This window comes from Chryseolinea sp. T2, from assembly GCF_037203685.1.
In the GTDB taxonomy this organism is placed as follows: domain Bacteria; phylum Bacteroidota; class Bacteroidia; order Cytophagales; family Cyclobacteriaceae; genus Chryseolinea.
Genome location: NZ_JBBCAU010000006.1, coordinates 462,000 through 474,124, shown reverse-complemented (window position 1 = coordinate 474,124; position 12,125 = coordinate 462,000). Strand labels below are relative to the sequence as shown.

The following is a 12,125-nucleotide window of genomic DNA, read 5'->3' as shown; positions in this document are numbered from 1 at the left end:
TCATTATACTTGCCAGCAACGCTACCCTGTCAGGTGTAACTCGAAATAGCGGGCACCTTTCTCCGGATTGTATCGATATGCAGGTATTTCAGCAAAGCCGTGATCTTCGTAAAGTTTAATGGCCGACTTCATATCATTCGTGGTGTCGAGCTTGAGAGAATGATATTGTAATTCTTTTGCTTTGCTGATGCAGGTCTTCAATAGCATGCTTCCTAATCCATGGCCGCGTGCCTCCTGCTTCACAAACATCCGCTTTATTTCTCCTTCCACGTTCTCCAGTCTGCGTAAACCAATTACTCCTGCGGGTTGATTGTCGAGATAGGCGATGAATAGTCCACCATCCGCATCGTTGTACATGGCGGGAAGCGATGACATCTCTGCTTCAAAATTCTGAAAGGCAAGATCAAAATTTAACCAGGCGGCATATTCGCGTATGAGGCGACTTGCTTCTTCATACTGTTCCGGAGTATTTACCCTTGTGATCCTGACGTGATTCATTAAATCCTGTTGACCATACCTGCTTCCTGCCTTGGACTATAGCCGAAGCGCTTTTTGAACTCGTACGAGAAACTACCAGTGTTATTGTAGCCAATGTAGGTAGCCACATCTGCAATAGGCATTTGCTGATGTTTCAGAAGCTCACTTGCCTTTTGCATTCGCAGCTGAAGGATGTGCTCAAACACCGTGGTGTTAAAGAAATATTTATATCCTTTCTTCAGCTTAAATTCATTGAGGCCGAAAGCAAGCGTAAGATCTTTTAATGTGAGTGGCTCAAGGTAAGATTGTTCCACGTACTCGCGTACTGCCTGCATTTTTTCCTTGTCTTCTTTTTTCCATTTCTCTTTGCCGGTTGATGTTTGCAAAGAGTGCAGGTGCTCCATTTGCAGGACAAAGAGTTCAAGCATCTTACTTTCGATAAAGATATAGCGTGTAGGCCCATGGAACTGGCATGTCCGTATCGCCTGGATTACTTCGGCAATGCGTTTGTCCCAAGACACCGAGCGGGTCGTGGCCAGAAAGTTTTCTTTCTTAGTTAAGTTTTTTCCAAAAGCCTCCAACGATCCACCCTCCTGACTTTGGAGCAGCCCACTTAGAAATGGCAGGTCGTAAGTGATTGTGAGGGCATGAAAGTTTCCGGAATGTATAATGTGATTGCCAGCGAATTCTGTGCTGTATTGAATGTTGTGGTTGTAGCTGTTGAACCGAACAGGTTCTTTCAGATAGGAGAATTGCGATTCGACATCGCCTCCAAGAATGAATACCGACTCAGCAGATTCTCTTGGCTGTGAGTCGATGAATTGAAATGCCCCAGCGGACTGCAGGCAAAACTCAGTGAGCAGCAGCCCTGGCGTTGATATGGCATGAACTTTTCCCGAGGCCAGATTTGCTTCTGAGAAGGTGCTTACCGATTCAAAGTACCGATCGCTTGCATGGAGCACGCTTTGCTCGGCCGTGCTAAAATAGTTGTTCCAGTGGGCGGTGTCTATTTTATCCATATTCCCTAATTCAAAATCCGTTTATCCTAACGTGATCCGCAGTGCTTCAATGACCTTTGATAAAATTTTAAAATCATATGAAAGACCTTATAGTTCCTGCGGGCGATCGCGCCCCGAAGGCTGAAATCTTATTTAAAACGGAAAAGTGGAGGTTTGGGTTGTTGCTTTTGTTCTATCCCATCGGCGTGTTCAAAATATGGCGCATGAAGGGCTGGTTGCCTGTTAAATTGCTCTATTCGATACTGGGATTCATAATCTTCCTGATTTCCACGCTCTACCTGGGGGTCGTGTTATTTGCGTTGTTTCTGCCGCCTTTGGATAATAGCGTGGGGACCAATCTTGCCCGGACTATTTATAATGCTGCAGGCAATTATTCCGTGACGTTCGTTAAGACGGGTAACGAAACGCACGGGGCGTATGAGCTGGTTCAGGTTGAGCTTGAGCCCAAAGGCGGGAACGACTGGCACTATCACAAGAACTTCGTTGAAGAGTTCACCGTCGTTGAAGGTCAGGTACGAATTGGACACGATGGAGATGAGATCCTGCTTGAGAAGGGACAGTCGACCGCTGCGAGCCGTGAGACGATGCACTTCTTTAAGAATGCCAGAAATGAGCAGTCGTTGTTACTGGTGAAGGTTACTCCTGCGGCAGGCCTGGAAAAGACATTGCGTGTAGCCTACGGACTTATCAATGATCACAAGCTGAAGAATGACATGACCGAAAATCCATGGCATATGGCATTATTGCTTGGATACAGCGAATCCTTTTTGCAAGGATTGCCTGGATGGTTCCAGGAACCTTTGATTGAGGGATTCGCGAAGATCGCACAATGGAGAGGAGAGGATAAAGAGTTGTACAAGTATTTCAAGTGATCAAAGAAAGACTTCCAAACAATCCCTTAATAAAAAAGGCGGGCGCCCAACAGGCCCGCCTTTATGTTCTCAACGCTAAATTCTCAACTCTGAATTCTTAACTCTCTACTTTCACTTCTCAATTCACCGCTATTGCCTGCTGGCAAATGCTGTGGCTTTAGCGAGTTCAGCGCGACCCGACGATGGAGCAAGCTTCAGAAGCTCATCGTAATACATCCTTGCCTTCGCGGTGTTGCCGGCTTTAGTTGCTGCTTCAGCTGCGCCGTTGATGGCATTGAATCTGTTCGGTTGTCGCAATAAAGCCGACTCATACTCGTGAAGCGCTTCATTGGTTGCTCCAAGCACCATATACAAGTCGCCCAGCAGTTCGCGCGCAGGTACCAGTGGACCAGGAGTAACAGGATGCTTTTCAATCTTATCTTCAAGATCCGCGGCAGCATTCATCATTTGAACGGCTTTGCTTTTGTTAGCTTCAGCAAATGCCACCCACGCTTCTCCAGCTTTCACCTGGACTTCAACAAGACTTGCCTTGTAAGATTCTTTAGCAGCAACAAGATTGTCGTAAGATTTTTTTAACTGATCAAGACTCTTTTTTGCACCTTCAGCGTCTCCAAGATGAGCAGCACCAAGCAGGCGGGCGAAGTCTGTATTTGATCTTTCCCAATAGTACTTGTCCCAGCTGAATGATGCAGGCGCCAGTTCAAGCTGTGCGGCCGACTTCCAGTCCTTGCGCTCAACGGCATAACGGGCGGGCACAGCGCCAAACGAATAAGCGTCTTTCGAAGACATGGGAAATACCTCATTGATAGTTTTGAAATATTCGAATTGAGTGCGGGCGTTTGCTTCATCGCCCCGCTGCAGGTACGCGTACATCAGGTAGTCGAGTCCGTGAAGTTCTTCATCCCAATGCCCTTTGATACCGGCATTTTCCGCATAACATTTTGCAGCTTCGACGGATTGTGAATTGGATTGGATGGATTCGTCCCAAAGTCCAAGCCTGGTGAAGATATGAGATGGCATATGCAATGCGTGAGCTGAGGCGGGCGCCAGCGAGGCATACTCGCGCGCCGACTTCAATCCCAGTTGCGCGAGTTCCGGATAGTCATAAACGTGAATGATATAGTGTGCAACGCCGGGATGTTTGGGATCCTTCGCCAGAACGGTATTGAGGATTTCACCAGCGCGCTTTTGCTTTTCGAAAGTTTTATCCCGTGGATCGGCAGCTGCACGCATAGCCAGGGCGTGGAAGATGGCGGCCTCGTTGTCGTCAGGAAAGTCCTGATGAAGTTTTGCAGAGGCTTCTTCAAATTTCAGCAGGCGTGCTTTGTGATCCTGCTCATGCCAACCGTCGTAGATGGTAGCGATTGTTTCGAGATAGCGGGATTCGCGCGCCGACGGATCAGTTACGACGGACCGGCCAAGCGTAATGATTGCCGATCCCTTTTTCAAATCGTTTTCATTCGGTGGTTCCCACAGCGGATGAAAATTGCACATCGCAGCGCCCCAGTACGCCATCAGGCACTTCGGGTCCTTTTCCATGATGCGGGCATAAACTTTTTCCGCCTCCGGATATTCAAATGAATGAAGCAGTGCAGTTGCCAGATTGAAGTCTGCTTTTACTTCTTCTGAACATGATACGGCGAAGGCAACCTGTCCGAACTCGTCTTTACCGGATGTGCATAATGCAATATCTCCGCGGGTGAGGTCCAGGGAACTGACCTGGCTTCTGAGTTTCTCCGTGTCAATACTTTTGGTGCACGCGAGTAAGGCCAGAATCAGGAAGAGGGATGGGAACGACTTCATGACAGGAGATTTAAATTGAAAGTCTTTTGCGATCGTTCTTTTTTGAACTCCGCTCCGGAGGCTTCCGGAGTTGGAAGTGAAGTTAGCTCTGAACCGGATTTTTTCCTAAGGAATACTGAAAACAGCTACCGGTACCAAATAGTTGTCACCTTTTAACAGTGAGATGATCCGAAAGTGTCGCCCGCGGTGGCTAACTTTGGCTACTGCATCTCCCAGGTGCAGCTTTTCTCTCCTGCGGTTTCTGCTTTTTGTACGAGTCTATAATCACGATGTATTATGAAAAGCTTACTGTTTGTCTTCATTCTGTCAGTTGTCGGATTTTCATTGCTCACTTGCGGCAGTGATGTACCCGTGGTGAATCCTACTCCAAATCCTCCCACTACTCCCGGACCGAACGGAGAAATCACCGATGAACAACGCCTCGCAGTTCTGAAGGAGGCGTCGAAGACGGTGTACATGATAGGTGATCTTAAGTCCGACGCAGCACAGCAGATCCTGCTTGCGTGGATAAAGTCACGGCCAGAGTTTGCAGAATCCGGCATTGCAAGAGGCAACGTATGGGCACTATTCACTGACGATCGCCTGGCCATTTTTATTCCGAACTGGGAAGGTGCCGGTGAGACAGGTGGCCGTAAGGCGATGGATTTTTCTTTTGGTCGCGATGATTTTTCGACGGCGCGAGATGGTATTTCTACCGGAGGAGCTGATGTTTCTTCCGCAGGATCTCATGTTTCAACTGCGCGGACGGAAGGAGTTCCGGCATCGAATAAAGCGGTTATCCTTTATGGATTGGGTAAGGCATTTGAAAACGACTGCGAATATCTCAAGAATATGATCAAAAGCTCTCATACGAAATATGATGTAAGTGTGCAGGACGCGTCAATTGAAAACCTAAAGGCGGTGAGCAATGTGGGAATGTTTTACATCCGGACACATGGCGGAGTTGGTCAGTACAGAAGGAATTCAAATGACTACGGTTTTAATTTATGGACAACGGATACGGTATCCGCCGCGAATGAGCGCCTCTATCAACCGGAATTGAATTCAAGAATGCTGGTATACGTCCATGCAGTGCATGACAGAGCGGATACTGTGGAATGGCATTACGGTATTTCCGGCGAGTTCGTCAGACACAGCAGATATATGAACTTTGCCAGGGATGCATTCCTGTACATTGATGCCTGCAACGGACTCACTCCCGAGGCAAGCAGATTCGTGAGCTCAATGATGGGGGAAGCCCCCGACTCCATGGCTACGTATCTGGGTTGGACCGGTCCGAAAAGTTCTGACGTGGGCACGCCGACTGCCCGATTCATCTTCGATCGGTTGCTTGGCCTGCACGATAAAAATGTACCTCCCGAAGCGCCCGTGCAGCGTCCATTCGACTGGTCTGCCGTGTACAATGACCTTGATCACCGCGGTTTAGGCGTCAGCTCCCACGGCGGAGAGTTAGGTTACCATTCGAACTATGCGACCAAACCAATACTTACGCCCTCGGTTTCGTATATCTATGTGAATGATTTCGAAAACAAATTGGTGATCTATGGTTTGTTCGGAGAGGATCCGGGGCCGGATGGAAAGGTAACTGTTGATGGAGTTCCGGCTGCAAACGTCTTTTGGACACCCACATTTATAATGTGTGATATTCCCAACTCAGGCAAAGGATCGTTTGGCGACGTAAAAGTTTCTGTCCGTGACAATGAGAGCAATACCGTACCACTCTCGTTGTGGACGATTCCATTGAACGTATCCGTCGATGATATGGGTCTTACTACAGAGGCGAATCTTCAATTGAAGATCCGTGCCGATGTTCATCCCTACCGGCTTATACCAGGTGAGAAGCCGAGAACCGTCCAGCGTGATTCATTGGAAATACTCAAGGACGACGGCAATCCCGGCTGGATATTCAATACACAATCGACCGGTACCTATTCCGTTGGGGGCGAGCGCCAGGTTACCTGTACTGTCGAAGGATGCACGGTTCGGGATACGGAATCAACTTCGAACTGGCACGCTGCACTCCCATACAAACCGTTTGGGAACGATCTTGGATTCAAAGCGTTTTATAAGTGGGCTGAGGACATGAAGACGATTTATGTAAGGCTCACCGTTAATATTCCAAATGTCGGAATGGACTTCGAGGCCTACGGGAAGTGCCCAGACAAAGATGCTGTGAGCATAAATAGAAGTTATCCATCTACGCTGGGCGTGTCCATTCCGACAAAGGATATCAATCAGCTCGAAATCAAACTTGATGATAACTATAACATTACGTCCGGCACGATTTCCAAAACGCAATACATCGTGTGGGGCCGTTGTGAAACTGTAGGCAAGGTGATCAGGACGGCCACTTGGTCGCAGGCCAGTCCCAATCCTAAGCCCACACCTAATACCGATGCCCGTCTGGGTCAATGACCAACGACTTCGCTACCTGCCCGCGTGAGACGCGCAAGAGAATAAGCACCAATCGCCATGACGATGTCGCGCACGGCAACATCCAGGTAATGCATCGACAGCAGTAATTGCAGTGCGATACAGACCAACCATGCCGAGACGACAAATGCACCAAGCTCAGTTTTAGTTAGCACCAGAATGCCGGCGATGATTTCGATCACACCAACAATCATCATGAAAGTTGATGCGCTGAATGGAAGCATGTGTCCAATTGTTGGATTCAGGTATTGACTCCAGTCTGTCAGAAAGTTTGTGAACTTATCGAGACCGGCAACAATTGGTACGAGCCCATACGTATACTTAAGCAGTAACCAGGTCTTGCTCACTTCGCTGGTATGTGTTGTCGCTTTAATTGTTGTTGTTGCCATAATGCAAGGATTTAGATTGTGGATTGATTTAATACCCTTTTGATTGGGTAAGCGACAAATCGTTACAGAAAAAGCGGGATGTTTTGTGCAGCAGGATTTATGTGCACTATTATCCACAGCTGGTTGCTTGACAAGATCACGTGATACCACAAATCCGCAATAGTCGGAACAATCTGTCCCAGGAACCAGACCAAGCAGATCAACAAACAGGATACTGCAATGTCCAATGCTGCTGCACGCTTTTTGGGGTTGAAAGGGAGCATTCATCTTTCATCACGACGGACTTTCATCGGGATTTTTCCCAGGAACTATTTCGGGTATTTGTTGTAACTTATTTGATGTCTTGTGATCAAAAGGAAAAGCAGAAAACATGGAGGCAATCCGAATACATGACTATGCAGCGGTACAACTGGACGATTTCACGATCATCAAGCGCGTACTCTCGGGGGAACGGGAACTGTTTGAGGTTCTTTTGCGAAGATATAATCAGACGTTGTTTCGGGTGATCAGAAGCTACCTTCGCGATGAGGACGAGATCCGGGATGCCATGCAGAACGCTTACCTCAAAGCATTTGAAAGACTTTATCAGTTTCGCGGGAACGCCGCATTTTCGACGTGGCTTGTAAGGATTGGTATCAATGAAGCGCTTCAGAGACTGAAAGCAATTCAACGCGACCGGCACGCAATCATGTTTGATGCTTCGGATGAAATTGTTAACCGAATACCGGACAAGCAAATGAATGCAGAGAAGGCGATTATCGATCGTGAGGCGAAGCAGATCCTGGAGCAGGCAATTGACCGGCTGCCGGAGAAGTATCGTGTGGTATACATGTTAAAAGAAGTTGAACGCTTATCAAATGAGCAAGTAGCCGAATGCCTTGGTCTTTCGGATTCGAACGTTAAAGTGCGAATGCATCGCGCAAAAATCTTATTGAAGGAAAGCCTTTATAAATTGTCGACCACCGCCGAGGTATTTGAATTTGGTAAGGGAAGGTGCGATGAAATGGTGAGGCTCGTATTGGATGGAATTTAACGGTGGAGCTCTAAACGTTGTAACTTTGTGCGTCTGAGAGTTATTGTCGTGCGCACCTGACTGTTGGTTATCTGCAATTCAGATTCTATCCTGGGGCGCGTTGGGGGAATAGTTTTTTTATAACTTTATATTCCACCTAACACATTAATATGAAAAACTCTCTTATCGTACTGGCGTTGTTATCGGCAACGCTTTCTTTTGGCCAGGGTCAGTTTCAAAAGGAATCTGCCGGCTCTCTAACTCATGTTTCAGGCCAGGTGATGCAACTGGCTAAAGCAATCCCAGCTGATAAGTATTCATACACCCCGCAAAAGGGTGTTCGTTCTGTTGCTGAGGTTTGTGCTCACATCATATCGGCGAATTATTTCTTCGCTTCAAAGCTTGGTGGTCAGATACCTTCGGATGTAAAAATGGAAACTCTTGAAAAGGACCTTGTTGCCAAGGATGCTATAGAAAAGGAATTGAAGCGTTCCTATGATCTGATGCTTGGAGCAATCAAAAATACGAAAGACTCCGCGTTACCGGCAAAGGTTGAGTTTCCCTTTCCTGGTGAATACACCGGAATGAGTGCTATACTGATTTCGCTGAATCACTCCAACGAACACCTTGGGCAACTCATTGCCTATGCGCGCATGAACGGCATCACCCCGCCGTGGAGTAATTGAGTTTTGTCCAAATCTACCCGTAACGAAGTCCATTTTGTACCCGAGACCCCGAAGAGTTGCTTTGTACTTTTGATTGATCGATCGATTGTTCGGAACAGATATCGGATGATTTAATCAAACTTATTATGGTAAAGGAAATGGACACTATCAGTGGCACCAGGATGGTCGCCATGCGGTTTAATGAGCTCGCTAAAAAGGAGAAATGGTTCGAAATTCAGGACGAACTGTTTGCTGACAATGTCAGAAGTGTTGAGCCATCTCACTCAATGTACTTTAAAGATGAGGAAGGCAAGGCACTCGTGAGGAAGAAAGGTGAAGAATGGGTTGCGCGCGTGAAGTCTGCAAACAAACTGAGTACCAGCGAACCGATCGTTGCCGGAAGTCACTTCGCCGTTTCGCGTTGTGTTGATATCGACGTGGAAGGACACGGACACGTGATTATAAATGAGCTGATGCTGTATGAGGTGAAGGATGGAAAGATTGTGCTGGAGCAGTTCTTCTATTGACTCTCTGAATTTTTTTGAAGCGTGGTCTTCTATTGACAGATTGTTATTGTAATTATAGCAAAGATAAATGGCGGCGCTGATACAACGCCGCCATTTGCTGTTTGTGAACGCAGGTTATTAATGAACGCAATTAATGGTTTGCATTTAAACTGAAACGATTTCTCAGGCATCCGGAATCTGCGGCTCTACGAGTCGCATCAACTTGTCAAGCGACTCCTGCCAGCCGAGGTAGCACATCTCGGCAGGTATAGCGTCGGGTATGCCGTCCTGTTGGATTTTTATTTCGGTGCCAGCAACATTTTTCCGGTACACAACAGATGTTGTCATTTCTCCCGGCATACTCGGATCATCAAACTTGTCAGTATACTTCAGGGACTCGTTCGCCTTCACTTCAACGTATGTGCCGCCAAATGAATGGCTGTTGCCCGTTGAAAAGTTCCTGAACGACATCCTGAAAGTACCACCTTTCTTTGCACTCATTTCATGTACGGTGCAGAGGAAGCCATAGGGCGGAAGCCATGCTGCAATTGCGTCTGCTTCTGTAAACGCGCGGAATACTTTTTCCGGCGTTGTTTTAAGTACTCTATGTAATGAAACGCTGTTAGGCATAATTTTGAATTTTAGTTTGTGTATTCGATTCCGGCTCTGTTGGGTAGAGACCTTTAACCTACTTTTTCTTTAATACTATATGAGTTGCAAGTTTGCTTTGAGTCGACTGTATTTCGGTAAATCCGAGTTTTGGCAGGTCGATTCCGGCAAGCAGATTTTCTCCAGCTCCGAGAAACACCGGCGCAAAAGCAAGGTGCATTTCATCGATATGGCCTGCCTGTAAATATTGACGAACCGTTGAAGTACCGCCGCCGATGCGTATATCTTTACCGTTGGCTGCCTTCTTTGCCTGTTCCAGTGCAGATTCTATTCCGTCAGTCACGAAATGGAATACGGTTCCGCCTTCCATGGTCAGTGGCTCTCTGGCATGATGCGTCAACACGAAAACCGGTACATGGTAAGGGGGATTTGGACCCCACCATCCTTTCCATTCACCATCAGGCCACGGGCCCCGAACAGGTCCAAACATGTTTCGGCCCATAATCCAGGCGCCAACGTTGTCAAATGATCGTTCAGCAAATTCATTGTCAATGTCCTGCGTGCCTTCTCCGGATCCGTACATTTTTTGAAAGACCCTTGTTGGGAAGAACCATTTGTGAAGTTCATGTCCACGCTTGCCTAAAGGGTTATCTAAACTTTGCTCGGGTCCGGCCGCATAGCCGTCCAGTGAAACCGAAAATGCTGTTACTTTGACTTTGCTCATAGGATATTATTGCTTCTATTCAGATGTTTATTTATTGTGTTGTTCACATCAGGGTTCCTCAGCGACTGCCCGCTTGCAGCAACTGACTTGCTGTTATTATGCGACCGCTGGTACGAATTTATTCAAGATTGCTCCATTCTTAAAAGTGATTGAACTTTCAAGATCAAGAAGCTTTTGTTCTTTGAATATGGGCAGTCCGCTGCCAATTGCAATTGACCGTCGAATGATATAATATTCATCAATCAGGTCCTGGCTTATTAGCGAACTTACAAAGTTCGCTCCACCATATACTATGATGTCTTTGCCGGGCTCGTTCTTGAGTTTTTTCACCGCGGCAGTAAGGTCTCCGTTCTCAACCTCAACGTTTCTTCCTTTGACCTCCTTTTGCGTATGACTGAAAACGATCTTACGCAAATCAACCATGCGTTTAGCCAGTGAATGTTCCTCACTGTCAGGTTGATTGGCGAGAGCATTCTCCCAGTGATCAATAAATTCACGCGACATCTTCCGTCCCAGTAGGAGCGTGTCGCAGGTGTCGGCGAGTTCATTTACAAAATCTAAGATGGCGGGATCGCGCTTGCCGATCCAGATCCAGTCTCCGTCGCCATTTGGCCGGGCAACGAAGCCGTCGAGCGACATTTGTATCTGAAGTTTTAGTTTTCGCATAGAGGTTTCGTTAGTATTTGTGCCTTTCTATAGGACAAATATCTTCAGAACCTCCTTAAAATCGCGGGTGCACTTGCGACATTATGGGCGGCGGATTGCGCCCTAATTCTTCTCTTTCTTTCTCAAATCCAACGTATGAAACACGAACAGCCTTATCGCATGGGTAGAATAGTATTTGTATCCTGATGCTTCCTGCTGATAAATATTCATGTAACCGAGCTGTGCATTGAGATGTGATGTGAACTGATATCCGAATCCCAGAAACAGCCGGTTCTGATCGAACGTATTGTAAACAACATTGTCGCCGAAGTTCAGAAACACTTCATCTATGACGGCAGCAAATGGAGTCTTCGCTACAATCTCTTTACCTTTTAATGGAATGAAGAACGAAAAGTTATAGCGTGCCCGAAAAACATAATTGTATCCGTCCACCTTTTCATCATTGACAACCTTTTCTACGAATCGCTGTTCCAAACGGAGCCATTGAAGTGTTGAAAGTCCCGGGTACTTTTGGCTCCACCAGATCTGTTGCCATGGACGGTGTTCGATGCGCGTGGTGCTCATTCCCTTAGCAGGAAAGTGTTCAACAAATGCATAGCCCACATTGATGCGGAGATTGTCTTTAAGGAAGTAGGTTACGGCGGGACGAATCATGAACTGGAACGGACGATCGACAAAATTGTCGGTCATGCGATAATGTACATCGACCCACATCCCCCAGCGGTTGCTGAAGCGGGTTTGATTAAAGTACCCAAGCCATAGCTGTTCGCGCGAGTGGATCTCTTTGTCAGGTGCCGACGACTGAGAAAGCGCAGGAAGCGAGAATGTCGCGAGGACGATTATAATCAGAATTTGTTTCACGGTATTCATAGAAATTATGAATACAATGTTATTAAGACATTTCGCGGAAGTCTTGAATAATTTTTACTGGTTGAACAGAATTTACTTTG

The 12,125-nt window shown here is 46.9% G+C and carries 13 protein-coding genes; 5 read left to right on the top strand and 8 right to left on the bottom strand.

Translation table 11 applies throughout. From position 1 onward, the window contains the following. Positions 1 to 21 precede the first annotated feature (21 nt). Together WBG78_RS20895 and WBG78_RS20890 are read right to left on the bottom strand one after the other, a co-directional pair. On the bottom strand, positions 22 to 498 hold the full coding sequence (locus WBG78_RS20895; protein WP_337328428.1) for a GNAT family N-acetyltransferase: 477 nt from the start codon (positions 496 to 498) through the stop codon (positions 22 to 24). Beyond that, positions 498 to 1,496, bottom strand: a complete 999-nt coding sequence (locus WBG78_RS20890) for a helix-turn-helix transcriptional regulator (RefSeq protein ID WP_337328427.1) — start codon at positions 1,494 to 1,496, stop codon at positions 498 to 500. The genes WBG78_RS20895 and WBG78_RS20890 overlap by 1 nt, the downstream gene beginning before the upstream one ends. 77 nt (positions 1,497 to 1,573) lie before the next feature. On the opposite strand from WBG78_RS20890, the gene WBG78_RS20885 reads away from it, so the two are divergent. After that, a complete protein-coding gene (locus WBG78_RS20885; protein WP_337328426.1) occupies positions 1,574 to 2,368 on the top strand; it encodes a cupin domain-containing protein in 795 nt (264 codons plus the stop codon). Between the two features lie 129 nt (positions 2,369 to 2,497). Here WBG78_RS20885 and WBG78_RS20880 read toward each other — a convergent pair whose 3' ends face one another. Continuing rightward, positions 2,498 to 4,171 carry a tetratricopeptide repeat protein gene (locus tag WBG78_RS20880; RefSeq protein WP_337328425.1) on the bottom strand — a complete coding sequence of 558 codons (1,674 nt, stop codon included), beginning with the start codon at positions 4,169 to 4,171 and terminating at the stop codon, positions 2,498 to 2,500. Positions 4,172 to 4,447: 276 nt separating this feature from the next. Here WBG78_RS20880 and WBG78_RS20875 point away from each other — a divergent pair, with 276 nt between their 5' ends. Beyond that, the gene (locus tag WBG78_RS20875; protein ID WP_337328424.1) at positions 4,448 to 6,586 is read left to right on the top strand and encodes an IPT/TIG domain-containing protein; all 2,139 of its coding nucleotides are present in this window, start codon (positions 4,448 to 4,450) and stop codon (positions 6,584 to 6,586) included. Here WBG78_RS20875 and WBG78_RS20870 read toward each other — a convergent pair. After that, positions 6,580 to 6,993: a hypothetical protein gene (locus WBG78_RS20870; RefSeq protein WP_337328423.1), complete on the bottom strand. Its 414-nt coding sequence runs from the start codon at positions 6,991 to 6,993 to the stop codon at positions 6,580 to 6,582. The two genes, WBG78_RS20875 and WBG78_RS20870, sit on opposite strands and share 7 nt — an antisense overlap. Before the next feature lie 370 nt (positions 6,994 to 7,363). Here WBG78_RS20870 and WBG78_RS20865 point away from each other — a divergent pair, with 370 nt between their 5' ends. The 3 genes from WBG78_RS20865 (at position 7,364) to WBG78_RS20855 (ending at position 9,197) form a co-directional block, all read left to right on the top strand. Further along, on the top strand, positions 7,364 to 8,026 hold the full coding sequence (locus WBG78_RS20865; protein WP_337328422.1) for an RNA polymerase sigma factor: 663 nt from the start codon (positions 7,364 to 7,366) through the stop codon (positions 8,024 to 8,026). A 149-nt stretch (positions 8,027 to 8,175) separates the two neighbouring features. Further along, a complete protein-coding gene (locus WBG78_RS20860) occupies positions 8,176 to 8,691 on the top strand; it encodes a DinB family protein (RefSeq protein ID WP_337328421.1) in 516 nt (171 codons plus the stop codon). 125 nt (positions 8,692 to 8,816) lie between these two features. Beyond that, a complete protein-coding gene (locus WBG78_RS20855; RefSeq protein WP_337328420.1) occupies positions 8,817 to 9,197 on the top strand; it encodes a SnoaL-like domain-containing protein in 381 nt (126 codons plus the stop codon). A 162-nt stretch (positions 9,198 to 9,359) separates the two neighbouring features. Here WBG78_RS20855 and WBG78_RS20850 read toward each other — a convergent pair whose 3' ends face one another. The 4 genes from WBG78_RS20850 to WBG78_RS20835 all read right to left on the bottom strand — a co-directional run bounded on the left by WBG78_RS20850 (position 9,360) and on the right by WBG78_RS20835 (position 12,045). Continuing rightward, positions 9,360 to 9,806, bottom strand: coding sequence for an SRPBCC family protein (locus tag WBG78_RS20850; RefSeq protein WP_337328419.1), 447 nt, complete (start codon positions 9,804 to 9,806; stop codon positions 9,360 to 9,362). A 58-nt stretch (positions 9,807 to 9,864) separates the two neighbouring features. Beyond that, positions 9,865 to 10,509 (bottom strand): dihydrofolate reductase family protein, encoded by a 645-nt coding sequence (locus WBG78_RS20845; protein WP_337328418.1) that lies wholly within the window; start codon positions 10,507 to 10,509, stop codon positions 9,865 to 9,867. Between the two features lie 96 nt (positions 10,510 to 10,605). Then, positions 10,606 to 11,175 carry a dihydrofolate reductase family protein gene (locus WBG78_RS20840; RefSeq protein ID WP_337328417.1) on the bottom strand — a complete coding sequence of 190 codons (570 nt, stop codon included), beginning with the start codon at positions 11,173 to 11,175 and terminating at the stop codon, positions 10,606 to 10,608. Positions 11,176 to 11,277: 102 nt separating this feature from the next. Then, the gene (locus tag WBG78_RS20835) at positions 11,278 to 12,045 is read right to left on the bottom strand and encodes a DUF2490 domain-containing protein (protein WP_337328416.1); all 768 of its coding nucleotides are present in this window, start codon (positions 12,043 to 12,045) and stop codon (positions 11,278 to 11,280) included. Positions 12,046 to 12,125: the final 80 nt, after the last annotated feature.